The 26,300-nt window shown below is 56.3% G+C and carries 18 protein-coding genes, 1 tRNA gene and 2 pseudogenes; 8 read left to right on the top strand and 13 right to left on the bottom strand.

The genetic code is table 11. The features are described 5' to 3' along the window. Positions 1–1,781 (bottom strand): annotated as a pseudogene (gene tssI, locus ASF69_RS04305) (type VI secretion system tip protein TssI/VgrG); the annotation flags it as partial. A gap of 197 nt (positions 1,782–1,978) precedes the next feature. Between tssI and ASF69_RS04300 the strand changes: the two are divergent. Continuing rightward, positions 1,979–2,905, top strand: a complete 927-nt coding sequence (locus tag ASF69_RS04300) for a hypothetical protein (protein WP_244475392.1) — start codon at positions 1,979–1,981, stop codon at positions 2,903–2,905. A 70-nt stretch (positions 2,906–2,975) separates the two neighbouring features. On the opposite strand, the gene ASF69_RS04295 is transcribed toward ASF69_RS04300, so the two are convergent. Together ASF69_RS04295 and ASF69_RS23790 are read right to left on the bottom strand one after the other, a co-directional pair. Next, positions 2,976–3,449, bottom strand: coding sequence for a hypothetical protein (locus ASF69_RS04295; RefSeq protein WP_082469626.1), 474 nt, complete (start codon positions 3,447–3,449; stop codon positions 2,976–2,978). Positions 3,450–3,726: 277 nt separating this feature from the next. Further along, the gene (locus tag ASF69_RS23790) at positions 3,727–4,092 is read right to left on the bottom strand and encodes a recombinase family protein (RefSeq protein ID WP_348271366.1); all 366 of its coding nucleotides are present in this window, start codon (positions 4,090–4,092) and stop codon (positions 3,727–3,729) included. A gap of 294 nt (positions 4,093–4,386) precedes the next feature. On the opposite strand from ASF69_RS23790, the gene ASF69_RS04285 reads away from it, so the two are divergent. After that, positions 4,387–4,902: an AsnC family protein gene (locus tag ASF69_RS04285; RefSeq protein WP_062585742.1), complete on the top strand. Its 516-nt coding sequence runs from the start codon at positions 4,387–4,389 to the stop codon at positions 4,900–4,902. A 218-nt stretch (positions 4,903–5,120) separates the two neighbouring features. Here ASF69_RS04285 and ASF69_RS04280 read toward each other — a convergent pair whose 3' ends face one another. From ASF69_RS04280 to ASF69_RS04235, 8 genes are all read right to left on the bottom strand, one after another. After that, positions 5,121–5,513, bottom strand: a complete 393-nt coding sequence (locus ASF69_RS04280; RefSeq protein WP_062585739.1) for a hypothetical protein — start codon at positions 5,511–5,513, stop codon at positions 5,121–5,123. Between the two features lie 1,375 nt (positions 5,514–6,888). Beyond that, positions 6,889–6,978: transfer RNA gene (locus ASF69_RS04265), tRNA-Ser, on the bottom strand. A gap of 107 nt (positions 6,979–7,085) precedes the next feature. Beyond that, on the bottom strand, positions 7,086–7,901 hold the full coding sequence (locus tag ASF69_RS04260; protein WP_062585733.1) for a DUF429 domain-containing protein: 816 nt from the start codon (positions 7,899–7,901) through the stop codon (positions 7,086–7,088). Then, positions 7,898–8,626, bottom strand: a complete 729-nt coding sequence (locus ASF69_RS04255; protein WP_062585731.1) for a SprT family zinc-dependent metalloprotease — start codon at positions 8,624–8,626, stop codon at positions 7,898–7,900. Before ASF69_RS04255 ends, ASF69_RS04260 begins: the two co-directional genes overlap by 4 nt. After that, positions 8,626–11,721, bottom strand: a complete 3,096-nt coding sequence (locus ASF69_RS04250; RefSeq protein WP_062585729.1) for a type I restriction endonuclease subunit R — start codon at positions 11,719–11,721, stop codon at positions 8,626–8,628. Before ASF69_RS04250 ends, ASF69_RS04255 begins: the two co-directional genes overlap by 1 nt. A 7-nt stretch (positions 11,722–11,728) precedes the next feature. Next, a complete protein-coding gene (locus ASF69_RS04245) occupies positions 11,729–13,006 on the bottom strand; it encodes a restriction endonuclease subunit S (RefSeq protein WP_062585728.1) in 1,278 nt (425 codons plus the stop codon). Then, on the bottom strand, positions 13,003–15,504 hold the full coding sequence (locus ASF69_RS04240) for a class I SAM-dependent DNA methyltransferase (RefSeq protein ID WP_062585726.1): 2,502 nt from the start codon (positions 15,502–15,504) through the stop codon (positions 13,003–13,005). The genes ASF69_RS04245 and ASF69_RS04240 overlap by 4 nt, the downstream gene beginning before the upstream one ends. 139 nt (positions 15,505–15,643) lie before the next feature. Next, on the bottom strand, positions 15,644–16,645 hold the full coding sequence (locus ASF69_RS04235; protein ID WP_244475391.1) for a restriction endonuclease: 1,002 nt from the start codon (positions 16,643–16,645) through the stop codon (positions 15,644–15,646). A gap of 62 nt (positions 16,646–16,707) precedes the next feature. Between ASF69_RS04235 and ASF69_RS04230 the strand changes: the two genes are divergently transcribed. The 3 genes from ASF69_RS04230 to ASF69_RS04220 all read left to right on the top strand — a co-directional run bounded on the left by ASF69_RS04230 (position 16,708) and on the right by ASF69_RS04220 (position 19,276). Beyond that, on the top strand, positions 16,708–17,022 hold the full coding sequence (locus ASF69_RS04230; RefSeq protein ID WP_062585721.1) for a hypothetical protein: 315 nt from the start codon (positions 16,708–16,710) through the stop codon (positions 17,020–17,022). Between the two features lie 655 nt (positions 17,023–17,677). Beyond that, positions 17,678–18,427: a hypothetical protein gene (locus ASF69_RS04225; RefSeq protein ID WP_062585719.1), complete on the top strand. Its 750-nt coding sequence runs from the start codon at positions 17,678–17,680 to the stop codon at positions 18,425–18,427. Positions 18,428–18,433: 6 nt separating this feature from the next. After that, complete coding sequence (locus tag ASF69_RS04220) at positions 18,434–19,276, top strand: hypothetical protein (protein WP_156461987.1); 843 nt, start codon at positions 18,434–18,436, stop codon at positions 19,274–19,276. A 534-nt stretch (positions 19,277–19,810) separates the two neighbouring features. Here the strand turns inward: ASF69_RS04220 and traA are convergent. After that, entirely contained in the window at positions 19,811–23,023 is a 3,213-nt protein-coding gene (gene traA, locus ASF69_RS04215) for a Ti-type conjugative transfer relaxase TraA (RefSeq protein ID WP_062586241.1), read from the bottom strand. A 237-nt stretch (positions 23,024–23,260) separates the two neighbouring features. On the opposite strand from traA, the gene ASF69_RS04210 reads away from it, so the two are divergent. Both ASF69_RS04210 and ASF69_RS04205 read left to right on the top strand, forming a co-directional pair. Then, positions 23,261–23,668 carry a mobilization protein gene (locus ASF69_RS04210; RefSeq protein WP_348271365.1) on the top strand — a complete coding sequence of 136 codons (408 nt, stop codon included), beginning with the start codon at positions 23,261–23,263 and terminating at the stop codon, positions 23,666–23,668. Between the two features lie 26 nt (positions 23,669–23,694). Next, on the top strand, positions 23,695–25,317 hold the full coding sequence (locus ASF69_RS04205; protein WP_244475390.1) for a type IV secretory system conjugative DNA transfer family protein: 1,623 nt from the start codon (positions 23,695–23,697) through the stop codon (positions 25,315–25,317). A 293-nt stretch (positions 25,318–25,610) separates the two neighbouring features. On the opposite strand, the gene ASF69_RS04200 is transcribed toward ASF69_RS04205, so the two are convergent. Further along, positions 25,611–25,790, bottom strand: a complete 180-nt coding sequence (locus ASF69_RS04200; RefSeq protein WP_062585713.1) for a DUF3606 domain-containing protein — start codon at positions 25,788–25,790, stop codon at positions 25,611–25,613. Between the two features lie 339 nt (positions 25,791–26,129). Here ASF69_RS04200 and ASF69_RS23505 point away from each other — a divergent pair. After that, positions 26,130–26,300 (top strand): annotated as a pseudogene (locus ASF69_RS23505) (nucleotidyltransferase); the annotation flags it as partial.

Raw genomic sequence — 26,300 nt, 5'->3', positions numbered from 1 at the left:
TGTGCGGCTTGACTGAGGAGTCCCGCCGTCTGACCGGATAGCGCCTGAACACCGGCCATCGCCGTTATCGCCATTGGCCCTGTGCCACCAACGACGGTGTTCACCGATCCACCGATCTCGTGCTTCTGGTTGCCGGACACCTCGACGGCACGGTTGCCACCGACTGATGCAACTTCGTGGCGGTCGATGCGCTTGGTACGGTCGTTCAGAACCCGTGTGGTTTGGTCTTTCTGGGCATGGAAGAACTGGTTCTCCTTGCCGGCCTCATCCTCGAAGGTGATCTCGTTGAAGCCGTCGCCCTTATGTGTATTGGAGCGCAGAACCATGCGGGTCTTGTTGGCAGGCAGATCGTAAGGCACCGAATTTTTTGGATTGTTGACAACGCCCGTCACCAATGGCCTGTCTGGATCACCATCCACAAAGGCAACCATCACCTCCATGCCGATGCGGGGAATGACCTGCGCACCCCATGTGCCGCCACCCCATGCCTGACTAACTCGCACCCAACACGTATCCGTCCCATCCTTCTTGGCCTTGCGGTCCCACGGGAACCACAGCTTGATGCGGCCATATTGATCAGGGTGGATTTCTTCGCCCTCAGGACCTGCCACTATGGCAACCTGCGTGCCTTCGATCTTCGGGCGCTTGGTGGTCCGGTGCGGAGTGAGCGGAACGCGGGCGGGGATGGCTTCGAAGGTGTTGCGGTATTCCGGTTCGTTGCTGTTGGTTTCATAGGAGCGGTCCACGATCGTGTGGCTTGCTTTTATGATGACGTGTTCTTCATATTCGTGCTCGGGATGTGCAACTTCATAAGGCGTGAAGCGGCGGCCTGCCTCGAGAATGCGGGAGGTCGATCCGCCGAAGACGCGGTCGTGGTCGGCTTCGATGGATTGGGCTCGCAGTTTTTGGGCGCGCTCTGCCTCTTCCACGGTCTTTATACGGGCTGGGTACTCATAAAGCTCACGCTTGGTCGCGTCCGGCATCTGCACCAGTGATGGCGTCATATTGCTTGGCACCATGCCCGGTGTCTCGAAATTCCAGTCGGCGCCTGCGCGCTGGCCGGACACGTAAGAAAAGCGGCGAGCCCAGTCATTGATGTGGTTGCGATCTGACGATCCCTGTGCCAGCCGCACCCTGCCTTCACCCTGAGCGGAAGGTGATGGTCCAAGCCATCCATTGGCGGTATCGGCCACATGCAGCTTGTGAGAGCCATCCTCGTGGCTGAAAAAGTAAAAAAGGCCGTCCTCTTCGAAACGGCGCAAGAGATAGTCGAGGTCGGTCTCGTTGAACTGGGTGCTGTAGTGCTGCGCAGGCGGAGTTTTGATCACGCCCGACGTATCCAGCGCTGGTATACCGTGTTCGGAAAATAGCGTTTCAGCAATCTCCACCGAGTTCTTATCCATCCAGATGCGGCAGTCGGAACGGCGGGATAGCAGCCACATCTGTGGACGGATGGTCATGGCGTAGGAGCGCAGGCCACGGGTGATGGGTGGCCCCTCGTGCAGGTCGGTGACCAGACCATTGAAGGGGCGGCGGACACCGCCATTTTCGCCTTCGCCCTGGCTCACCTCAATCGAGACATCGACCAGCCTTCCTATCAACTCTTCCGGCTTCACCGATTCCTTTTTGGCGCGGACATTCAGTTGTATCTCGAAAAGCTGCGAGACGCCTTCGTTGATGATCATTCGCTCTGGCAACAACTGGTCTTCGCCGAGCGGCGACTTGACCTTCAAAACACGGCTGGCCTGGATGAAATCGGCGGACGATGGCTGCTCGGTCATGGGGAACCCCGGTGATCGGATGGGATAAAATATCAATCAGCTGTCAAAATCTGGACAGAATGCAATCAATCATTGTGGCAAAACCAAGGAGGCTTGGCCGTTTGTACAACCATCTCCGTCTAAAATGGTTCCGGTCCTCAAACCCGCCGCAATCTGCAAACCAAACTGACCGAAGTATGTGAGACCAAGGACACATCATGGCGCCAGTAAATGTCGACAGTGGGGTAGGGAAGAGCCGGAGGAAGGCACACAGCCCGGGGACGAAGCACGACGCAGATAACTATGGACTGAAACGCGAGGACGCCAATGAGCGGCGCGGTGCTAGCTGGTGGGTGAGCCTGAGACGACGCGGCCACAGAATTGTGCGACTGTTCAAGGACAGCGTCTATGGCAGCGATGAAGCTGCGTACAAGGCGGCCCGTGCCTATCGCGATGCAATCATAGAAGCCATACCGCCCGCTACCAATCACGAGCAGGCGGTTCTGCTTCGCAAGACCAACAAGAGCGGTATATCGGGCGTTCGTCGGGTCGAGATGCGAGACGGCGACGTCTGGGAAACCACACTGATTACCAATGACGGCCAGAAGCGCGAGAGCTTTTCTGTTGCGAAGTTTGGTGAGCTTGCAGCCAAATCCATGGCTATCGCGCAAAGGCGCAAATGGCTAGCGGCTCTGCCCGTGACGCATCTTGCTTATGCCCAACATGCAGCCGAAGTGGCGCAGGAGCATTTTGCCGGTGATCTCATACCCGTCAGCGACGTGATGCCACAAACCCATCTCAAGGAGGACGAGATCGAAGCCCGCATCCAGGCGATCAACGATAACTTCGATAAAGCCCGTCCGAAGCGGTTACGGGTCCGGGTTAAATATTATCACGGTAGCAGGCTCTCGGTTTTCGTTTCCGATGCAGGCAAGCCAGCCAAACGTAAGCTTGTGCAGATCAACACACGAAGGCTGGAAAAGTTGGACGTTCTAACCGAAGCAAAAGCAAAAGTCGAAGAGGCCATTGCGGAGTTCTACGATCACGACACCGCGGAGTGGTTCATGGACGCGCACGGCAAAGCGTTGCTAGCCGAAGACGGGTTTCAAGTCCGGGAAGGATTCAACGTGCTCGTATTGGTATAAGCAAATAACCTGTCGTTTGACTACTAGCGCTGGTATTCCAGGATGCGAGGCCACTATGCACTCTGTCAGTTCAGCGAGTTTGTGTAGAACTGGCGGCCTGTAGTCTTTGACTGGCGACATCGAGTGCGTCTTGGTCGAATTTGTCCGGATGGCGGAGAGCGACAGCTTCAAAGGTAAGCTCGGGCATCTGGCGATCCAGAAGCATCGTGAAGCCTTCAGATGGCTTCTTCGTCCCCACGATCAGGTCAGTCACCGTCCCGAGTTCCCCAACCCGGGCAATCTTCTGACGTGTTCGTCCAAGCCGCGTCGTTTTTCCGCGTTCGTTCGTGAGGGTGCCCTCCAGTGCATGAATGCTTCGCCAAACATCGTGTTCAAATGAACCAGGCTCTTCGGAAGGAAGGATTTCGTAAAGCCGTAACTCGGCAGCATGCGCGACGGTCGGCTCTCCCTTCTTTCTGGCGTTCTCCGCAAATTGTCTGAGAGCCTTGGAGTCGGTGGAATTCTCGATCAATCGCAAGACGCGGTCTATAGCAGGATGGGTCACGACTTCCTCCTCGTTGGTAAAGGCCGACCGCCTGTTGACGACAGTCGCAGTAGTGATACCTACCTCATGACAATCGGTCGATCCCCCGCAGTATCGTCCGAGGGTGGACCTTGTGAGCTGGAGCTACATCGCGCGCCGACGCGCCGATGCTCAGGAATGCACGGATTTCCTCGCACTGACTTTCGGTCAGGGACGGCCTGCGTCCGGGATGCTTGCCCCTTGCTCTAGTTGCGGCAATGCCCGCGATTGTCCGTTCCCTGATCAAAGATTTCTCGAACTAGGCTAGGGCTGCAAGAATGTGGAATATCAACTGTCGGCCCGCCGAGGACGTATCTATGCTCTCGGTCAGCGATATGAACCCGATCCCGCGGCGTTTCAGGGTTTCGACCAACGCTATCAGATGCACGATCGAACGCCCGAGACGGTCAAGTCGCCATACGATCAAAACATCGCCACGCCGGAGGGTTTTCAACATGGACGACAGGCCATCACGTTGCTGTTGACCTCCCGATACGCCGTTGTCTTCGGAAATACGGTTACACCCCGCGAGACGTAGCGCGTTTCGCTGTAAATCTAGATGCTGATCCAGCGTCGAAACTCGCGCATAACCGATCCTTGCCATATCTCCGATGAAGCCTTCCATTCCACCTGTCTTGCGTCACGACTTGACAGAAAGGAACGGTGTTGTCACGACAGACCAAAGGTTGCCGTTCTACGCGTAATTGCCTTTCATTGTTGAATTCATGACCTGACTTGGAACTCGGATGTCTGCTCCGCGAAATCGTTCGTTTTTGTCCAACTGGATGCTCCATTGAAACCGAACGTCTCGTTCTCCGACCTGTCGAGGCGGCTGACAGACACCTGGCTGGGGAGCTCGTCAGAATCAATCTCACCGCACGAAGTCTGTCGTTCGGTTGCCAACTATCTTAGGATCCACATGGCGTTGGTCGTCCTCCACACGGAGAAAGCACCTATCGACTGGCATGTGGAATTCATCCGGCAGTACGGAATTCCAACGGGGTTGATCGATGTCGGGGTCCTACAAAAGACTGGTCGGCTCTGCGACGTACCCCTGAGCGCGCTGCTTTGGCAGCGCATGATCGAAGGATGTCAGAAGGCGATTTCCGACGGACGGCCGATCACGGGTAAAATCGACGTGGTCATTGAAGACGCGCGGATAATGGGAGACGTGATCATCTTACCTGATCCGACGCCCAAACGGGCATGGTGCGTCACTCTGGGAGAGGTCCACTCCATTTCCGTCGTTGCCCATGATGTCCGTATGGACGACATTGACCTGTCCATCGTCCAGTTGCTTCGGGAAGGGTTATCGGCGCGCAAGATCGGGGAGCTACTCGAACTCTCTCCAAGGACGATCGAACATCGTATCGAGAAAATGAAGGCCCGCGCTGCCGTCGAAACCCTGTTCCCGCTGTTGATCATGAGAACGTGACGTCTTGGTTTTGCCGGGGTCAATCACCCCAACTGACAAACTTGAGTGTGGAATTTCCATTCACCCTGTAGTCGACCACTCTACATCCAGTTTTTTCACGGACGGGCGCACGCCCCTTCAGAACAAGGGTATGCCAACCCTGCTGATGTCCAGAAACCTCGTAGGGAGCGGGCTCGCAGCCGAGTTTGTAGACGTAGGCGGTCCCGCGGATGACAAACTTACCGTCGTAAGGGTCCTATGGCGCGTTGGCTTTGAAAAGTACCGCGCCAGCCTTGACGGTGTTCGATATCGATTTTTTGGGATCGCGATAGACGATGGTTCCCGCGCCGGGGGGCTACGGTCATCGCCGAGCCGTTGTGATCGAAGACCTCGCGGTTGTCGACCAGCCCCTGCGCGTCGGATGTGAAATACTGATCGATCGGCTGCGGACCGCAATTCGATAACATGGTGCCGGATGTATGAAGGCGACCGTCTTCGTGACGGGTCAAATAGAAATAGTAGTTGCCGTAAGGGTCTTTCGCGACAGGACCGCCGAAGCCGCTATCATAGATCGCATCGACCGACCATCTGCAGTTCGCCCCCTTTCCATCGATGGAAAAAGTGATCTTCACCGTCCTCTTCGATTTCATGTCGTCGATATCGCGGTGACAGGTCCGTCCACTGCCGCAATCACGTGATCAGCGCCCTCGGAATTCTTCCCGACTTGCAACACGGTCTGCGAGGGCCGTCGAGGCCGATATCGATAGCAGGATCACGGAAAGGAATGCGGTCGAATTCACCGGGTTGGTTCCTGAACTGTTGTAGAATACCGCCGACCCTAACGGGCGATCGGTATTCGTATCGCCCGTTAGGGTCGGCGCGTGGTCTCGCGTGCCTTGGTGCTGTTTCGTTTGGGGAAGCAGTTAGAGCTTTGGCGCGGGGGCCGCGTTGCTCGTGTTTTTCGCCCGAGCGGCATCGATCATTTTTCGTGCGTCCTGGTTGTCGGTGTTGAAGTCTTGGACCAGATCGAGGTAATTCATCATTCCCATCCTGAGATCTGTAGCGAGACCTGTCTGGGTCCCGTTTACCGTGAGATCGATGTACAAACCGCATGAGGCCGCGGTGTTTTTGGCTTTCCCAGCGGTATGGTCGCTGCGGGAGTATCGAAGCGAATCTTGTTTTGGTATCCTCAACTTTTTTACTAGCAGAACAGCTATCCATCTTAATAGCTCCATGTCTAAGTCGCTTCGGGTGGGCCGACTAACGAGCTCTCATTAATTCGGAGTGTGAGATGAACCAATTCGAATATCTGGTAGGTCTGAGAAGAGATCTTTTAGGCCAAATTGGCTTTATAAAGAGCTCGAAGTATTTATTTTCGTGGGACGACACGATCTCAAATTACACCACGCGGAGGACTCTGATCGACATCCTGGAGCGCTACATAAATGCCGGAGCAGATCTCGGACTATTAGTAGTCACTAGGCATAGCACGTGTCCAGACAAACGGCACCCAGATTATCCGACTAGCAATAAATACGGCTACGATATCCCGTATCGATCAGACGAGTTCATTTGGGAGGGAAATCAGCTTTATCAGGGAAAGCGGATTTGCATCTGTCCGTGTTCTGTTCGAAATGCTCCCTCCGAAAATTGGGTTATTGATGACTTCGTATATAAGCGAGACGCAGATTTAACTTTTTGCCGTCAGCTATCGAGTGCTCTTATAGACGTGCACTGCGCGATCGAGAGCTCAGGCGACAAGAAGACCCGATCCGGGATCCGTGAGTATCTGCTCCGGGCAATATTGACACTAAACGATGCGATCCTGCCGCAAACCGTCGAAGAGTATATCAGCAGGCGCACGCGTTCTGATGGAACAAGCCGAGCCTAGCTTCGAGAAACGCTTCCTAGTGCCGAGAGTGTGGCCCTCGCCGATTTCGGCAACGGAATTGAAGAGTGACAAAACTAACAAAATTGCTGGAAAACCTCACTGTCCAAGGTTCACGATGGCGGAGAGGGTGGGATTCGAACCCACGATACCCTTGCAGGTATGCCGCATTTCGAGTGCGGTGCATTCGACCACTCTGCCACCTCTCCGGTCACACTGGTCGGCGCTTGTTGGCGCGGGCTGTCTCATAGCGATGAGAGACAAGGCTGGCAATTTCGAGCTCTCCAGCGCCGCTGTATGGCCGAGGCGTGCCGCCTCAACTGAAATGGACGCCCCGGAGCTGGGCTGCCGCAACCAGTCGTTCGTGAATGCCACCTGGCGCTGGAGCGATCATATATCCGCTTTCGAGATCACCAATCATCATAGACTGGGCTCGTGGCGCATGCAGCCAGTGAAGGCCGACGAGCGCACAGATCATCGCATCGATCTTGTCCTGGTCCGATTTTCGCGGCGATGCCTCGTGAAACATCGTTTCACACCAGCTGTCAAAGTTCTGCAATGTGTTGGTCAACCCTTGTCGGATCAGGACTCGAACGACCGACTGCCAGGCGGCGAGCTGGAAGCGCTTGCGAACTGCGGGATTGTATTTCGTAGCACCGAACCTCCGACAGAACTCAGGTTCGACGGAGGCGAGCGCGAGTGCTGGAAAGACCTCTAACAGAAAGAGGCCTTTGTCGGCCACACGAGCTTGCTGAGGATCCTCGGTCGCCATCAACTTATCCTTGAACCTCCAAATCGGTGCGTCGTCATCAAACATCCCCACCTTCGAACGGTTCGCGGGTTGCACGCCACCGCCAATCCAGGAGATTAACGAGCCAGCTACCTTGTCGACCGGACGGGATCCGCCGATGTTCGGAACGATTGTCGGCTGGTCCAAGGCGACGACACATTTAGCGACCTGAGCGCGCTCTGCCTTGATGATCGCGAGAGCCTCCGCGAAAGAAGTAAGCGTCGGTTCAAGGTGTAGGCGGGAGATGCCGTGGCTGTGTCGAATGATGGAGAGCGCGCCAGGCGCTCTTGGCTTGTCTTTCCAGGCAGAGTCAAAGCCAACGACGGACACGATATCATTCATGGCGAATCGGCCAATTTCCACAACTCATCAGCCAGCGGGAGCTCGTTCAGTTCCCTGCGCGCTTCCGGCCAAGCCGGATAATGCTCCGTCATCAGCTCAAAAAACCTTGGACTATGCTTCGGCTCGATTAAGTGCATCATCTCATGCACGATGACGTATTCGAGCAGATCCTTCGGCTTCCTAACCAGCTCGGTATTCAACCGTATCGTCCCGGCCTCGGGGGTGCACCCGCCCCACTTGGTCTTCATGCGCTGAAGGAAGTAGCGCGAAACAGAAACTCCAAGCGTCTGCTCCCATTTTCGGATGATCGAAGGCACCACCCTATGGAGGAGCGACTTATGCCACTCGTGCATGACTTCCGCACGCTTCTCTGGAGGGCCTCCCGGGCGGATTGATAGCCGGATAGTGCGGTGATCCAGAACCACCGACGGCTTCTGATCCAGTTCGATGACCGTCATGAGGTATCTGCGTCCCCAGACGTAGTGGCTTTCCCTGCCGATAAACTTACGGGCCGGCTCACGCTGCTGAGCCGTCAAGGCCGCCTGCTGAGTTTTTATCCAAGCGAGCTTCGAAATGGCGTAGGCTCGCGCCACCTCAAGCCGTGTCGAGGATGGTGCGACGAGTGTGACGTGCCCGTCCGGTGGGTGGACGGACAGATGAACATTCTTCACTGGCTTCCGCGTCACCGCAATACAGATGTCACCCAGTTCGATCGTCTCGGTCATCAATACCCCGACTGGTGTTGGATGATCTCAAAAAGGGCGGTGGTAGCCTCTCGATCACGGTTCAGCAGCGGAAATATTGCGTTGAGAACTTGCCTCTCTCTGGTGTCGTCGCCTTTCCAGCCGGCGGGCGCCCTCTCACGGATCGTCCGGTCGATCACAAGCGCCAGTGCCGCCCTGTCATCATCCGCCTGCGGGCATGAGAAAAGCGATCCGGGTAGGGACGTGAGGTTATTGAAGATTACTGTCGCCTCTCGCTTGCCTTTCAGCTCAGGTGGAATGTCGGCATCCGGTTTCTTTTCTGCCAACTGACGGGCGAGGCTTTCGACACGACGCAGGAATTCCTCGTAGGCGGCAGTATCTTCACGGCTCTGACTGATGAGATCATTCAGAAGTGCTGACATCTGACTGTAGAAGCGAGGATCGGTTAGCTGGTCGCGGATGATGGTCTTGCGAAGATTGTTGATAATGCCTTCGGCGATCGCATTCTTGGAGAGCTTGCCCTTGGCGTTGAGTTTCCTCGCGATGGCATCGTGGATACCAGTCTCGATGATCAACTCGGTCAGCGACATCTCGGCGAGATCGCCAAGCGCTTCGGCCGGGTCCGCCTGGATATAAGTGTTCAGCAGGTGACGCATATCAGCCTCAAACGGCTTGATGTCCAGCTCTTCGCCTGAGTGCTTCTTGATCGCAGCGCGAAGGTCGTCAAACGTCTCTACCTCGAGGCGGATGGTAGCTGCTTCTGCTGCACTGTAGCCAGCCGTTTCCAGCTGCTGCGCGATGGCCGAATACGCGCGCACGAAGGCTGCTACGGCCTTGTAGAAGGTTACGCGTAGGGCTTCAGTGTCCGTAAGTGCGTTGGGGTCTGAAGCATCACCGCAAAAGTAGTGCAGGAACTGTTCCACCGACCGTGGCAGCTCCACGGGTTCACACAGGAAGTGCAGCGCCTCGCGGGTGTCATCGAGATGCTTCCTACCTTCTTCCAGCCAATTCTTAATTTGGACGTTATTCTCGCCACCGCTGCCCTGGTCTATATCTAGCTCGTCCGAGCTGTAGACGGCGATCGCCTGCTGAACGTCGCCGAACAGTTCCTTGAAGTCAACGATGTAGCCATAATCCTTGTCGTAGCCGTCGAGCCGGTTAGTTCGACAAATCGCCTGGAACAGATTGTGATCGCGTAGCTCATTGTCCAAATAGATATAGGTGCAGCTCGGAGCATCAAAGCCGGTCAATAGCTTGCTGACCACAATCAGCAGCTTCATGTTCGCGGGTTCCTCGATGAACCGGCGCTTGGTTTCGTCCTCATACTGCTTCGTCGTCAGCCCGCCCTTCAGGACAAATTGGGTGTAGGTGTCGAACTTGTAGCGCACGTCACTGTTGGCTGGCTCGCGCGAGATGGCGTTATGGTTGGGCTCGTAGGAGGTGACGATCCCGACGTGTTTGGCGAAGCCTGTGTTCTGGAACAGCCGGAAGTAGTGGCAGGCGTCATAAATCGACGCCGCGACTAGAATCGCAGTTCCCCGATCGTTGTTAAGCCGCGGCTTCAGACCAAAGTCCCCGATGATCTCAGCCACGATCTGGTTCTTCCGACCGGCCGCGCTCATCAGATCTTCCATATTGGCCCAGCGTTTTCGTAGGACAGCCTTCTGGAAGTTGTTCAATCTCTTCGTCTTCTGCTCAAACCATGCGTCGATCTTGGCTCGGTTGGTCAGACGCTGTGGGACGTTCCGCGCCTCATATTTCAGGTCGAGAACGACGCCGTCCTCGACGGCCTCTTGGAACTTGTAAGTGTGGATATAGGTGCCGAAGACATCGCGGGTCATCTGTCGGTCGCGACGCAGCAAAGGAGTGCCGGTGAAGCCGATGAAGATGGCATTCTTGAGCCAGCGCTTCATCTGGGCGTTCATGCCGCCGCCCTGGGTGCGGTGGCACTCGTCCACGAAGACGTAGAACCGACCCGTAATCTTGGGCGCCGGACCCCTGAGGTCGGTGCTGTCGAATTTGTGAAGCAACGCGCAAAGTAGCCGAGGCGCGGCGGATCCTAGTTTTTCGACGAACTCGGCGCGCGATGTGATGCGGGGCGAAGGCGCGTCCTTGCCAATCACCCCGGCATTCCGCATGACGCCGCTGATCTGCTTGTCCAGTTCGTCGCGGTCGGTGACGATCAGAACTCGCGCCTCGGGGTCGAACTCCATCAACCACTTGGCAACTAGCACCATCAGGATGCTTTTACCCGAGCCCTGAGTGTGCCAGATCACACCGCCCTCGCGCTTGGCCATGCGGTCCTGGGCGAGTTTAACCGCCTTGAATTGGTGCTGGCGCGGCACCTTTTTGCGACCGTCGTCAAAGATCACAAAGTTGCGAATCAGGTCCAGCAGCCGGTCATGGCGCAGCATCTGCGATACTGGCCGGTCCAGCAGTGCTCCCTCGACCGGCGCACGCGAAGGCGGGTCTTCGTCCTTCCATTCGACATAGAACTGCTCGGGCGTGCCCACGGTGCCATAGCGCAGCGCCTGCGCGTCGCTGCCGGCCAACAACAGCTGCACGGTTGGAAAAAACGCCTCGTTGAAGATGCTTTCCTGATTGGTGATCAGCTGGCGGATGCCGTCGCCGATCTCAACCGAGCTACGCTTCAGCTCGATCATCGCGATGGCGAGACCGTTGAGGTAAAGCACGATGTCGGGGCGGCGTTCATGGCCGCCTTTCAGTGTGACTTCCTCGGCCAGAGCGAAGTCATTGTCGGCAGGGTTCGCCCAGTCCACCAAATGCACAGTGGTATGCGGCTGCCCCGCCTCAGTCTGCACGTCGATGCCGTAGCGGAGCAGTTGATAGGTGCGCAAGGACGCCTGATAAAGCGTCGTGCCCATCACCTGCGCCGCCGTGCGCAGCTTTAGCACCGCAGACGAGATCTGGGCGTCGGAATAGCCGCGCGTTGTGAGGTTGGCGCGGAGAGCATCCTCCTCGATCCCCTGGTTGCCAGCCCGCTTCGACCAGTCGCCGAGGTGGCGGAACCCCAGACCGCCCGTCAGGACCGGCGCCGTCAGGTGCGCGACGAGACGGTTCTGGGTGGCACGTTCGGAACGGGGGCGGTCGGTCATCAATACCTCACTGAAAAGGAAGCCTCGTGCGGCCGGTCAGCAATTCCTGCATCATCGCTTGCTTAATTAAGCGTGTCTTGTCGAGTTGAGCCTTAAGCGATGAAAGTTCGGCGTCCATGTCACGGAAGACCAGAGCGATAGCCTTCTGCTCAGTCGGTGCCGGCAGTCCCAACTCTGCGCTCGCGATATGAGATCGGTTAGTCGCCAACACCTTGGTCCCGGAGGCGTGCTTTTTCAGGTGAGCGCTGAACGCAGGGATAAACTGAAGGTAGGCTTTGAAGCCATTAGTCAGAACATCTTTGTCGAAGCGTGCGGCGATGGTGTGGAGCCCAGAGACCATCTCTAGGCTGTCCGCCATCTGTATTTCGGTCGACTTTCCAACACCGTCGAGATCTTCAGAAGCGTCCGCGAAAACGAGGTCGCCATCTTGCAACCGGTCGAGGCGCGAGACCAGCGAGCTCGGAACCGTCGGCATGCTCGCTGTCAATGGCGACAAGAACACGTCACTGCTGCCATGGATGTCGCCGTAATGGAGATAACGCACCGGGTCGTCAGTGGTCAGCTGCGCTCGGGATAGAGCGCCGTTCCGCAGGAATGTGACGTGATCCCCTAGCCGCTTCATCTCCCAAGCACCCACGAAACCCGGCAGGCGGGTCTGGCCAGTGAGGAGTTGCTGCATCGTCGCCTGTTTGAGATCGCGCTTTTTGGCGATCAACCGTTCCAATCCGTTAGCCGCCGCATCCACATCTGCAAGTGCACCCGCAATTGATCGCTGTTCGAGTTCCGGTGGAAACGGAATTTTCAATTGTGAGATTCGTGACGTGTTGAGGTTGAGTTGATCGTTCCCCGAAGCAACAACCGTTCTCAGGCGATCTATCTGGGAATTTAGAAAGTAGCATATAAAGGCTTTATGACCTGCTGTTTGCTCGACGAGCGCCGCAATACCGTCGTTTGCGCAACAGTTGATACCCAGAACTTTTGTTACCCCGAGCGTTCTCGCACCGCTATTCACAATGACCATTGTGCCCACTGATAATAGTCGGCTGCGACGCGAACCTTCCGCGGTAAGCATTGTGGGAGTCTCGACAACATCTAGCTGCTCAGACGGGATATTAGTCAGGCAGCCAACGGTAAGCCATGGGATGAATGACCCGTTGAAGAAACGCTTATCTCCCGCCGGCCTAGGTGACCCCCCTCGAACTACTCGTCCGATCTCTCCTAAGGAAAGAATTTCCCAATCTTCCGGGATCAACCCGACCTCGGTCTGCTTATAGCCGGGCTTCATGCAGACAGCCCCATGGCTTTCAGATGCCCGACCACCTTGGCCGCCAGCGCTGCCACCTCAACCTGAAGCTTCGGCAGCGGGGTGGCATAGCGTTCTGCCAGTTGCTGCACGCGCCCCGTCAGGCGCTGTGACACGCGGTCAATCTCGCCCTGCACGTCATCCTCCAGCCGGGCCATCCATTTGTCGTCGATGACGAGCACCTTCACCTCGTCCTCGGTCAGGGTTGGGTATTTCAGGTGGATCAGCTCATCCAACTCCCTCTGGGCGTCGCTTCTGGCTGTCTTGACCTTTTTCAGTTCCTTCAGAAGCTCCAGATAGCTTTCCAGCGCCACGACCTCGTCGGCATAGTTTTTGTCCGAGCTCAGTTTCTTGATGCTAGCGCGCGCGCTCTTCTCGTTGATGGTCAGCTTCCCATCCTCGCCTATGACCGCATCCGAAAGTAGACCGTCGTCGCCCGTGCCTTCTTCAAAACGCTCCTGGAGCTCTGCCTCGAGCTCGGCGATCCGAGTATCCAGCTTGTCGATCTGCGCTTGTTCCTTGGTGAAATACCGAGCGACCAACAGCGGAGCGGAAAGAAGGTCGGAGGCGAAGCGCCGCTGCCCGATCTTATAATCTCCCTTCTCGGGCCAAACGAGCTTGCCGTCCTTGTTCTTGACCTTCTTGATCTCACGAGTTTGCGCACCCTGAACCCATCCAGTGCCCGAGATCAGATAACAGTCGTCCTGCATCACCCCGTTCCACCAACTCATCATGTGCTGGTAGATGTCATACGCGTCGATCAGTGGGGCGGCACGGAAGGCATCCAACAGATCTTCTGCGATGTCGGCGATCAGGTCCTTGGGGTGGCTACCTTCACCAAAGGCCACGAGTTTAGGCCGGGTGCGCACGCGCCAGTCGGAAAATATTGTCGCGGAGGCAGCGGTTAAAGCGCGGAATTCCGGGTGGTCGAGGATGGCAGCCTTCACTTCGGCCGGAGCCAAACGCAACTGGTAATAGCGCGGGCGGTCGGCGGGCGCGAAGAGTGTCACCCTGACGGCCGGCATGATCTGCCAGTAGGCTGCCAGATCGTCGATGTCGCGCTCGGGGATGCCGCCCTTCATGTGGCCCTCTATGTCTTGCAGATCCGCGCGGTCGGTCGCGTCGATGTAGCGGGGCAGGTTAAGGTTGAAAGCATTCTTGGACTCGGCGATCTCATCGATCGAGACCCACCGAGCGTAGCGCGGAACATCAACACCCCTAATAAAGGTATCGACGATCCTGTGGATGTCCTGCTCACGCAAGCGGTTCTTGGGGCCGTCTTTTATATAGCCCTTTGAGGCGTCAATCATGAAGATGCCCTTGCGGCCGACGGCATTCTCCTTGTCGAGGACCAGGATGCAGGCCGGGATGCCGGTGCCAAAGAAGAGGTTCGCAGGCAGCCCGATCACGCCCTTGAGGTAGCCGGAACGCACCAGATTTTCGCGGATCACCGCCTCGGCGTTGCCTCGGAACAGGACGCCATGAGGAAGAATGCAAGCGGCTTTACCTGTGCTCTTCATAGACCGGATGATGTGCAGCAGGTAAGCGTAGTCGCCCTGTTTTGCCGGCGGAGTTCCGAAGGCGAAGCGCTGGTGCCTGTCCTTGACCGTGCCGGCCTTTTTGTCGAACTCGAACCCGGTGCTCCATGCCTTGTCCGAAAAAGGAGGGTTGGCAACGACATAATCGTAGGTGCGTATCTGGTCGCCATCCAGGAAACGCGGCTGCGTGAGCGTGCTGCGCCCGCCCTCTATCTTGGCGGTGGGGAAGTCGTGCAGGATCATGTTCATGCGTGCGAGACCGGCGGTGGTCACGTCTTTCTCCTGACCTTCCAACGTAATCTGCTTGCCCGCTTCGGCGGCGACTTTCAGAAGAAGGGAGCCCGAACCGCAGGTCGGATCGTATGCGGTCGTCGATGCGACCGAGTTCTTCGGTGAAACGCCAATAACCTTGGCGATGACGCGGCTGACCTCAGACGGCGTGTAGAATTGTCCTTTGCTCTTGCCGCTCTCGGTAGCGAAATGGCGCATAAGGTATTCGTAGGCATCGCCGAGAATGTCATCGTGTTCGGCGCGGTTATTTGAGAAGTCGAGCCCTGGGTTCTGGAAGATGGCTATCAGATTCTCGAGTCGCTTGACCTTCTCGTCACCCTCGCCAAGCTTATTAGGGTCGTTGAAGTCCGGGAAGTCGGTGCGGGCCAAGGTCCGCGGGTTTGCATCGACGAGGGGCTGGATGACTTGGGTGTTGATCAGGTCGCCGATTGAAGGGTTCCCCTTAAGCTCCATCATGTCGGCGAAGCTGGCGCCTTCAGGAATGACGATCGGCGGGGCGAAGTCATCGCTGTTCCCGTATTTGTCCGAGACGTATTTAATGAAAAGCATGAACAGGACGTAGTCTTTGTATTGGCTAGCATCCATTCCGCCTCTGAGCTCGTCGCACGACGCCCAAAGAGAGGAGTAGAGGTCGGACTTCTTCACTGCCATTTCATCGCCTGCTGCGTTGTTAGTTCTGATAAGGCTCTTACCATTTTTCCGGTGCGTGCCAATATCGAAAGTTCTCATTAAACTTCAGATGCTTGCATGCGGAATCGTTGGGGCCGACGCCACCTGATTCGGTTGTCCATCACGACCATGCCGGCACAAAGATCCGCTTCAGCGGCACAAGCTGCTGCGTCTCAAGGTCAAGCTTTTCATATTGCTCTAGTAGGCTCTTCACCAAATCGTCGAGATCCATCAGCGCCAGCGGGATATTCGCACGTTCAGCTTCGTAACGGGCCTCGCGGGTGAAGCCTCCTGTGCTGACATAGAGACCCTTGTCCTGCGGATGCCGTCCCCCGAGGAAGCTTCTGACGTCTGGCGCGCCCATGGCTCCCTTGCGATGTTTCACCTCGACGACGATGCGAGGGGACTCAAATCCGAAACCATCCGGCGATGCGACAATATCCTTTCCGCGATCCGGTCCCGCCTCCGAGACGCGCGTTTTGTAGCCGAGCGAACGCAGGAGACCGGCAACAAGCTCCTGCATGTCGTCCCAGGCAAGCGCGTTCACCTTATCCTTGATGAATTCGCGAGCCCTACTTTCCATCGATTTGAAGAGATCATCCTCGTTCGCTTCTGTGGTCGCTGCAGCAATTTCCACTTTAACGGGGTGGCCGGACGCCAGGGTCTTTTTCAACTCGGCGGCAACCTCAGCTGGGATACGGAAGAGCGTCGAGATCGAACCGAGGCTGTTGCGGCTCTCGACAGACAAGAGGTCCCGCCCGACTTCGCCCTGCCACTGAACGGGGCGATATTGCGCGTCCTCTGGATCGACTGAGGTGTCGTAGCGATAGGGGCCGGCAACCTCACCGATGAGATAGACGCGCCGAGAAGGATTATAGGTGACGATCATGTCGCCGACTTCGATCTCGTTGACGAAGCGATGGAGCTGCCCAGCAGCCATGGCCACGGATTGCGGCTTGGTTTCCGGCCACGCGGATGTCACCAGATCTGCAACGGCTTTGCGCGTCTTCACCGCCGAAAGATCACCGACCTCGTTCCAGCCGATCGCCACTGCAGACTTTTCCTTGAACGCGTCGAACAACCGCCCGTCACGCTCGGCTCGCACCATCCAGGATTTGCTCATGTCCCACCCATGTTATTTGGACCTGAACATCGCCGATACGATGGCATCGTGCAACAGTTCGCTTGCATACCGTCGCGCGAACGCCAATCATCAATGTCACGACGCCGACGCCAGGCATCATCGGTGCTCCGCTGTTTTTCGATCTCAAGCCGCTTCCGCGCCTGCTCTATCAACAGGTCCAACTGCGCGATCCTACGCTGACTGTCCGGATGAGACGCAAGCTCGTTACGCTTCTCGCTCAGGTCACGAAACTCCTTCAGACGGCGGTCGTAGGGGGTGAGCTTGATCGGCGCACGCTCGACCATGTAGGTGTCATCATCATTCAGGTTCTCCACGCCGGAAGCTCCTCTGCTGCATGTCTTCGTGAAGACTTATAGCAACCGGCCGGAGCAACTGCTTCACGTCGTGAGCGTGGGAGCCGGACTTTGCGAACAGCCGGAGCTGTGAACTTTTGGACGTCTCTTATTCAATATAAATATGAGTAGTAATGAATAAAAATTAGAGGATATATACCGGCCAAAAGTTCACGCTCCGGTGCCTTCATTTTGCAGGCTCGCGGGAGAGAGCGAAGCTTCCGGGTGGTGACTCTGCTTCGTCAATGAAATTCTCTGGCGTAGGAAGTGGGGGCACGATATCCACTCCCCGCATGTGTGAAGCGCTGAAGAGGTCAGCGCGACAGCAGCTCCGAACCGCAGGTGAACGCGCCGATCCTAGCTTGCCCACCCTGAGCCGCTGCGGCGACTCAGGGATACGCCCTGGCGCCCTTCGACACAAATAACGGACATTCACAGCATCGGCTCGCTAGCGCTCGTGTGAGCTTCCGGATCGTCGCCATGTGATCTCCAATGGTTATCGAAGATCACGCGTAGGACGCCCCTGGATGGGAGCCAAGGTCTATCCCGTTGAAGGGCGCAATCACTCAAGCGAAGAGTTAAAGTTCTTTGTAACTTGCCTATCTGGTAACGTCGGATTGACAGGTTGTAATCTGGTGTGGTTTCTCGATTAAACAAAGAGATTGATTGAGAACTGTTTATGGAAATCAACGAAATTCTGACGGCGGATGATCTAGCTAAGTTTGCGGAAGAACGATGCGAAAAGCATTGGGCAAATACCCGCCAGGCTCTCTTGCTAACCACGCTAGGCACAGAGGCCCTAGCGCTGATGAAAGACAAGACACTAATAAAGCAACTAGGTGGGTTGAAATCGTTTATCGACAAGAACGTAAAGTCATTGCTGGTGATCCCTCATAAATCAGCAACAGGAAAACATGGTGTTGTGCCAGCGGCGGCAGACGTTCCTGAAAATACTGATTTTTTATTTTCGGCTGGGACTAACTCACCCGCTCCTCATCAAAAAACTACACAACAAAGCTATCACTCTGGGTTTTGGAAAGCGTTTAAGAACCCGTCTATACCGGGTTACGCTCGAGTTTGGTCAGCAGACACCCCGCACATTTATTTTGATATTCCTATGGGGCAAAACATGCCTGAGCACTCCCTTGAGATCCCGGAAAGATTCATCTCAGGAATTGAGGGGCCACTCGGGCCGGTCAATGCTGCAATATTGAGAGAAAACATTCGGAAATATATTGCGGAGCGAGACCTCGACGAAGAGAATCTAGTTTACAAGCCCAGCCAGAAAAGGCCGCAGACCGTTGCGCAGATTGACGGTGATGACCAGGGCACAAATTTTGCGCAAGCCCTTTCGAAGCTTTCGAAAGCAGATCAAGCTCGAATAGCCATTCCACTCGATATTGTAATGGAACTGTTCAGAGTGCGGTAAGATAAAGTGCAATACTTCATTATAGCAGGTTTGAGTGGAGAATTATTCGAAGCGGCAAAGAAAAATGTCGCCAGAGAATTTCGTTCAAGCCCAGTTATCGGCAGAGCAGTAAGAACCAGCCAAGCTTACGCGTATTCTGATGACGATATAAAGGCGTTAGCAAAGGCAGTGCGTGACACGCTCGAAAGAGATATTTCGGATGGAAAACTTCGTCTGCTCGCACTTCTGTATGCACCACATGCATCTGTGGAAAGACTCCTGAACAATTTTGCACCGGCCACACTGAACTTCCGCCTGCCGGCCGATATAAATTCGATGTCAAAAGATAAGGCATTATCCGCCTTGATGCGTGCGGTGCGAAGCGCGCAGGGTTTGGCAGGAAATTTGAACACCATTTTCGATTCTGAGATTCGAAGAAGCCCCTTTGCGCTTCCCTTTGCCAACTACAAGGTGGATTCCTTTGCTGAAAAACTCATTGCGGCGTCCAACTTCAACCACGACGACAATCCGGTTGAATTGAGGGCGTTAACTGGTTTACCTACAGCCACCACGGTCAGTCCGAAGACGACCGTTTTTTCGGACGCTAGAGATCTACTTTTCGTTCCCGCGAAACGCCGTGAATTTCACGGCCATGACGTGTCAGGAGATCTTCCGTTTACCTGGCTTAGGGGCGCATTCAGAGTTGGCAGAAGCATCCCTGTCGGCTTTCACTACGATGTGAGACCCGATCGTCCGCCGTTAAGTCGCTTTGAATTCGAGGACTGCGAAAAGGGCACCATCTCGCCAAAAGATGAGAACACTTACATAAACGTAACGCCGAACGACCGCACGCGATTGGGGAAAAAATGACAAAAACAACAAAGGGTGGACTAAGCCACCCTTGTGTATTCTTCTCACAGAACTTCAACTTCGATCTTACCAACATTGCCCTTAGCGCCGTCCGACAAATGTCGCCGAGCCAGTAGCAAGATGGGTGGGGCAACATCCACATGGTGTCACCCATCGACGTGGTAGCTTGCCGCAAGCAGTTTCGCAATGCCGCTGCTACCATGACACGGTCCCAAGCTGATGCTTGGTTAGGTGTTCGCAGAAGTGCTCTGCTAGTGAGACTATCTAGAATTATTAAATGGATTGTCAATAGACTCGGTAAAAAAACCAGTTCAAGATCGGGAAAGCTGCAGGACGTGCCGCGAGTGTGGACCTGCTCGCGATCTGCACGCAGCTGCGCTCTATTGAATAGTCTATCTGTTCTAATAGAGCTCGGTGGAACCACTGGCAACCCAAGGGTCCACGATGGCGGAGAGGGTGGGATTTGAACCCACGATACCCTTGCAGGTATGCCGCATTTCGAGCGCGGTGTATGAGCCATCCGGTGTCATGCACTCACAACCCAAGGCCTAAGCCCTTCTTCAGCGACTGTTCGAGCTCATATGTCTTCCTCTGTTCAGCCGTAAGCGCCCGCTCAACTAGCCGCGCGACGTTCCTGATACGATCGACCTGTTGAAGCTGATCCTTGCCTAGCCGGAGATCCATCTTCTCCAGCTCCTGCCTGTTGCGCGTCCCGAAGCGTTTCTCCAGCGCGTTGGCGATCTCGGCTGCCTCGGCGAGCGCCTGTCTACCCTCCGGCGTCTTCGTCATCTGCTCGAGGAACTGCGACTTCTCCTCACTGTCGAGCTGATCGAACGCTTCGAGGATCGCCTCGCTCTTGGGCGTCAGACCCGGCACCTCGACAATATCGCGCTTCTCGCGCTGCCACTCTTCCGACCGGCGCGCTTCATGCAATCTTCGTTCCCAGGTTTCTGCCGCAAATCCGACATGGCTGGAGAGACCTTTCGCACTTCTCAGCGCTTGCTTGCGCTCGGCATTGTCGCCGAAGAGACCACTCTTGCCACGCAAGGCTCCAAACTGCTCGGGTCGCTCTTGGACAGCTTTGACCAGTTCGGCTTTATCCGTTTTGCCATCCAGGATGAAGCTTCTAAAGGTGGACGCAGCGGTGAAGGATTCTTGATAGACTAAGTCAGCCATCGACTGCAGATGCTCTATCTCACGCTCCAGATGCGGCATAGCGTTGTCCCGCGCAATCTCTTCGACGGTGCGGTCGTAATACGTGATCGCGGGCACGAGCGGGGAAGGGGTGTCGTTGTTCTGTGAGAGCGTTTGTTCGAGCGGTTGCGATTGCTCGACTGCACGTTCCTGCTGAAGCACCTTCGCTCCGATTGTGGCGACCTCCAACTTGTTTGTCCCGCTCGCTTCCGCCTTCAATCCGCGTCGCTCGGCAAACACCTGCTCATAGTCAAGCGTGGTTTCCTTGACGCCCGACCGCCCCATGCTGGCGACCATTTTCTTCATGTCTTGCAACTCATCACGACCGGCATAAAGTGTCACGGCCTCACGATGGCGGGTCATCGCCACATAGGTCAAATGCCGGTCCATGGTGGCGGATGCCATGACGAAAGCGCGGTCGACGGTGGCACCTTGAGCTTTGTGGATGGTGGTGGCGTAGCCATGATCAAAGAACTGGTAATCTTTGACCGGTAGAGCGAGATGGCGGGCGTTGTTTTGTCCGTTCGAAGATCCGTCGAGCCGCAGATGTAGTGCGTTCGGCTCGACGGCTTCCACCGTTCCCAGCATGCCATTGTTGACGCCAAGGTCGCGATTGTTTTCCAGAAGAACGATGCGGTCACCAGGCGCAAAGGCACGCTTGCCGTTGACGGTCTGATAGATGATTTCACGATCAGTTGTGGCGTCTCCGTGTCCCTGTTCACTGCCAGCTTTACCACCGCCTTTCGCCAGCAGTCCTTCCGCCTGAAGACGCTCCCGGATGCCGTCATTAATGGCTCGAACGTCGACCCGGCGATGGGCCAATGCGATGCGCGATCCGTCCGGGTTCTGCGCCCGATCGGCGAGATAATCGCGGATCAGTTCAGCACAGGCCTGCTCTCGATCATTGGCAAATCGGATGCTGTTTTGCTCGGCGTACTGCCGCAATCCTTCCGCCGTGCGATGCGTGGCAAAGGCAACCGAAGCCTCCCGTTGCCAGTCGTGCTTCTGCCTGCGTATATCGGTAAGCTCGACCGAGCCAATGCGCTCGGCAATTGCGCGGAACGGTGAGCCTGCACCGATCGCCTGAAGTTGCTCATGATCACCGACGAGAACGAGCTTCGCACCGCGCTTTTCGGCCTCTGCAACGAAGCGCGCCAGCTGACGGCTTGCCACCATGCCGGCTTCATCGATAACGAGAATATCGTTGCAGCCAAGTTCATTTCTGCCACGGCTCCAGCCATACTCCCAGGATGCTAGCGTGCGCGCTGCAATCCCCGATGATGTGGTCAAACCTTCAGCTGCCTTTCCCGCAAGAGCCGCACCATGAACACGATAGCCCTGCGCTTCCCAGGCTTCGCGCGCAGCAGACAGCATCGTCGATTTACCAGCGCCGGCAAAGCCGATCACCGCCGCAATCTGGTTCGCGGAGGTGATGTGACGAACAGCGGTCCTTTGCTCGTCGGTAAGCCCGGAGCCACCCAGCATCACATCCTGCCGATCGAGTGCCTGGTCAATTTTGTTTGCGCTGACGCGGTGACTGTTTCGCTCCGCCATCCGCAGGCTGCTCGCTGCCATCGTATGCTCGACAGTAATCATTTCCCGCGTCGAGTACTTTGCCAGTTTACTGTTTTGCTCCGGCAAAAGCTCAACGATCTGAGGTGAAGCCATGACAGCGGCAAAGGCGCGCTGGAAGCCGTCATTGTCGTTGATATAGCGGTGGATGGTGCGGGCAATGTCATGACTGTCGAACACGCTTTTCTCGTCGGTCAGAATGCGCAAAACCTCTTCCGGCTTTCTTCGGATCAGATCTGCATTTTTCTTCGCTGCTGTGTCTTCCAGGCGAGCACGAGAAACGTCGAGCCCACGTCGTTCCATCTGGCTGGCATGGACACCCATATGCTCGGTTGGCGAGAGCTCCAGACCGCGATCGAGATGCGATCGGTGATCGACACGGACATCGAGACCGGCCTCAAGCAGATGGCGATTTGCGTGATCGGCAAAGACTTTTCGGATATCGCGCATCTGTATATGCGAGGTGGGCAGACCGTTTGCCAGCAACCACCTGTTCTCGCGCTCGATCATGGTCTTCTCGCCAAGACCGTCTTGCGTGACTTCGCGCGTGGTCATCATCAGATGGGCGTGGATATTGCGGGTATCGCTCTTGCCCTGGGGAACATGAATGGCGAAGTCGACGGCAGCACCGTAACGATCTGCCAGATCCTGGGCAAAGGCACGGGCGAGTGACAGGCGAGCGTCTGCACTGAGTTCATGTGGAAGAGCGATCTCGAGCTCCCGGGCAACGCGGGAATCCCGACGACGCTCTGCCCTCTCTGCTGCGTTCCACAGTGCTGAGCGATCCAGTGCCCAGTCTGCCTCGACATCGGCAGGAAGAACGATTTCGGAATGAACCACGCCCTTCTTGGCAGTAAAATTATGGGTGAGGCCGTCACGCTCGTTCGTCAGCAGGCTTGCGGTTCGGTAAGCGATTGCCGCGACGGCACTTCTGCCGCCCGATCGGCTGACCGGCTTTGCGCTGCAATGATAGATCGCCATCATTCCCCCGCGATAGACAGACCCGACAGGCAGACAGTCTCCAACTGTGCCGTCTCTCCTACAAAAGCGCACAAAACCGGCGCTGAAACGTGTTCAACTCGTAAGTGCGCCCTTGTGCCTTAACCGGGGGTAGCTTTGGGGAGGTCAATATTCAACTAGCACAAATGCCAGTGGCCAATTCCAAAGTGGTTTCCTTCAATGCCGTGCTTTGACCCACAACCAAGAGGGAGAGCAGGGATGCGCAAACCAATCGAGCAACGGATCAGGGAACTGGAAGAGCAGAAGAAGGCGCTGCAATCGCGACTGGAGAAGCAGCAACGGGCAGAGACCACACGGCGCAGAATGCTGCTCGGATCGTTTGTTCTGGAACGGCTGGAGCAGGACGGAGATACCGCACAGCAGCAAGGAGAGCTGAGCACGAAACAACTCCGACAATGGCTGGCGCGCGAGTTCCCGGCCTATCTCAGCCGCGATGTTGACCGGCTGCTGTTCGTTGACCTGTTGTGGCCGCAGAATGAGACCAACGCGTCGACGCACGACGCGCAAGAAATAGTATCCGACGGCAAGGACAATGAGGCTCCACTGACGCTTCCAGAGGACACGCAACGCTCAACGAGCGAGGACGGAGGCACCGTACAGCCATGACGGTTTGGGGCTTTGTGAAGGCGGTCGTGACTGCACCTTTTCTTGCGGCCACCTGTGCAGCGATCGGCTGGGTGAACGCGCGCACCATCATCTTCCTCGACTTCGTTGTGCATTGGGCATTCGGGCTGGAGCAGGGACTGATCAGTCAGGTCCTGCTGGTCGTGGCAAAACACCTGCCGCTCGTCTTCGGGGTGTTCGGATTCATGGGGGCCTTCGTCTCCGAGGTGCCGGTGCAATCGGTGTTCGGCACGGCACGCTGGGCCAGTGCGAAAGACATCGCATCGATGGCGGGGAAGCGTCGTGCCGGTCTCATCATCGGGCGCGATCCACCAACCAAAACATTGCTGCGCTATGACGGTCCATCGCATCTGATGACGATGGCGCCGACCCGCACCGGCAAAGGTGTCGGCACCATCATCCCAAATCTGCTGACGCTTCAACGCTCGGTCATCTGCATTGATCCGAAAGGCGAGAATGCCAGGATCACGGCGCGGGCAAGGGAACGCTTTGGAGCACTGCATGTTCTCGATCCGTTCGGGGTGACGGAGCGGCAATCCTCTCGCTTCAATCCTTTTGCGCATCTCGATGCCAATGATGTCGATATCGCCGAGCATGCCGGCACGCTTGCCGATGCTCTGGTCTACGGCGAGCCTGGCAGTTCTGGTGACGCCCATTGGAACGAGGAAGCCAGGGCGCTGATTGCCGGTTTGATCATGATGGTGGTTGCGAGCGAACCACCGCATCTTCGTCATCCGGCAACGCTGCGCGATTATCTGACGAGACCGCCCAAGGCATTTGCCGACCTTATGACACGGATGCAGGAGAGTACTGCTTGTGATGCTTTGATAGCACGCGCTGCCAACCGGCAATTAGGCAAGTCCGATCGCGAGGCATCGGGCGTTCTGTCATCAGCGCAGCGCCATACACACTTTCTTGACAGTCCGCGGATGAAGCGGGTGATGGAGCGATCGGATTTCCAATTCATCGATCTGAAGCAGAGGACGCAGTCGGTATTCCTGGTGCTGCCACCAGACAGGCTTTCCACCTATGCACGGTGGCTGAGATTGATGATTAGTCAAAGCCTGACGGAGATGGTGAGGGATCGCAACGGTGCATCGCCATCCCAAAGCATTACCGCGTCAGAAGTGACCGCGACAACATTCGGCAAGCAGAAGAAAGTCGCTCCCGCAAACAAGTCCGTGCTGTTCCTGCTCGACGAGTTTGCAAGCCTTGGACGGTTAGATGCTGTCGAGCGAGCCATGGGGCTGATGGCAGGGTATGGCGTCCAGCTCTGGCCGATCCTTCAGGACATTCATCAACTACGAGCCCTCTACGGCAAAGGCGCCAACACCTTCCTTGCCAATGCCGCCGTACTGCAGGTGTTTGGTGTGAATGACATCGAGACGGCCGAGCTTGTTTCACGCTCGATCGGCAAGCGCGATGCGCATTACATGACGGCGTCCTATGGGGAGGGCAAGCAGACCAGCTCGGAGCATATTGCTGCCCGCAACCTGATCAATGCCGACGAGATCATGCGACTGCCAGACGACAGGATGATCCTTCTGCGGCAGGGACACTATCCAGTAAAGCTGCGCAAGATCCGCTACTACGAGGACAAGGAGTTCAAGGGATTGTTCGAGCGGATCTGAGAGCTATCCAGGCGCCAGAGATAGCGACTGGCACCGAGGGTCAACGCGGTTTAGCAAACAACCAGATTGGGAAGTCACTGCGACGGAAGATGGAAGGCGATGATCGAGCCTGTCCTGACGGGAACGCGCTCCCCCATAGCGCCGAAGTGAGCGGCAGGACAGGCGCGCGTCTTGCTCTGAAGGGTGAGAGGGAAACGCCGATAACGTCATCAACGACAAAGACGACCGACGACAAAACGAAAGCCGCCTGGATGACGCCAAGCGGCTTTCCGTCGATCAGATACAAGTGGCAATCAGTCTTTGCGATCGAGCTCGTCTTCGACCTTGTCGCGGCTGTTGCCAACCGACTTGGTCGCACTCTTCACATTGTCTTTTGATACGTGCTCCTTGTTTGCCTCATAGCGGACTTCATGATCCTGCCCGCCAGCCACCCTTGCGCGGTCCTGGTTACGGCCTCGCGCTGTTTCCGACATTGTTCTTCTCCTCATGTTGAGGAAGACTAATCCGGCAGGATTCTGCTGGTTCCAGTCATCAAATGGCGATGCACTGGTTTTCGTGTCGGTTCATTTGCTTGAACGGTCGGTCTGGTGCACAGAGCTTGCTCTCTCTTCAGAGACGCGAAGCACGCGGGTGAGGTCGCACCGTTATAGCCGACATCACGAACGGGCGTTCGTGCCCGTGGCGTCCCGACCTCCAAAAGTTGACTAGCACTTTTGCCATTTGATGAATGTTGCGAAGCGTATAAGGTCCATGAATACCACCAGCGCGATAAGATCGCAGCGATAATTGAAAGCCAGCCAGACTCCGTTCCCATGATGAAATCCTCCCTAGATCATATCCCGCATAGAAAGCAGCAAGAGCTCGCCCGTGCGCTGGAGATTCTGCACGAGGAGTTCGAGGATGCGTTGAACGAAGGCACTGCGGACTTCAAGAAGCGCGGACGCATTCTCAAGATCATCCTGTTCGGTTCCTATGCCCGCGGC

Source organism: Rhizobium sp. Leaf311 (assembly GCF_001423445.1).
Taxonomy (GTDB): domain Bacteria; phylum Pseudomonadota; class Alphaproteobacteria; order Rhizobiales; family Rhizobiaceae; genus Agrobacterium.
Note: the sequence above shows the minus strand (reverse complement) of the source record. Positions and strands in the feature narration are given on the sequence as shown.

Bases quoted from the DNA above. Each gene is read 5' to 3' on its own strand.
- ASF69_RS04300 (WP_244475392.1), top strand. From the start codon at position 1,979: ATGGCGCCAGTAAATGTCGACAGTGGGGTAGGGAAGAGCCGGAGGAAG.
- ASF69_RS23790 (WP_348271366.1), bottom strand. From the start codon at position 4,092: ATGGAAGGCTTCATCGGAGATATGGCAAGGATCGGTTATGCGCGAGTT.
- ASF69_RS04285 (WP_062585742.1), top strand. From the start codon at position 4,387: ATGGCGTTGGTCGTCCTCCACACGGAGAAAGCACCTATCGACTGGCAT.
- ASF69_RS04260 (WP_062585733.1), bottom strand. From the start codon at position 7,901: ATGAATGATATCGTGTCCGTCGTTGGCTTTGACTCTGCCTGGAAAGAC.
- ASF69_RS04255 (WP_062585731.1), bottom strand. From the start codon at position 8,626: ATGACCGAGACGATCGAACTGGGTGACATCTGTATTGCGGTGACGCGG.
- ASF69_RS04250 (WP_062585729.1), bottom strand. From the start codon at position 11,721: ATGACCGACCGCCCCCGTTCCGAACGTGCCACCCAGAACCGTCTCGTC.
- ASF69_RS04245 (WP_062585728.1), bottom strand. From the start codon at position 13,006: ATGAAGCCCGGCTATAAGCAGACCGAGGTCGGGTTGATCCCGGAAGAT.
- ASF69_RS04240 (WP_062585726.1), bottom strand. From the start codon at position 15,504: ATGGCAGTGAAGAAGTCCGACCTCTACTCCTCTCTTTGGGCGTCGTGC.
- ASF69_RS04235 (WP_244475391.1), bottom strand. From the start codon at position 16,645: ATGAGCAAATCCTGGATGGTGCGAGCCGAGCGTGACGGGCGGTTGTTC.
- ASF69_RS04225 (WP_062585719.1), top strand. From the start codon at position 17,678: ATGGAAATCAACGAAATTCTGACGGCGGATGATCTAGCTAAGTTTGCG.
- traA (WP_062586241.1), bottom strand. From the start codon at position 23,023: ATGGCGATCTATCATTGCAGCGCAAAGCCGGTCAGCCGATCGGGCGGC.
- ASF69_RS04210 (WP_348271365.1), top strand. From the start codon at position 23,261: ATGCGCAAACCAATCGAGCAACGGATCAGGGAACTGGAAGAGCAGAAG.
- ASF69_RS04200 (WP_062585713.1), bottom strand. From the start codon at position 25,790: ATGTCGGAAACAGCGCGAGGCCGTAACCAGGACCGCGCAAGGGTGGCT.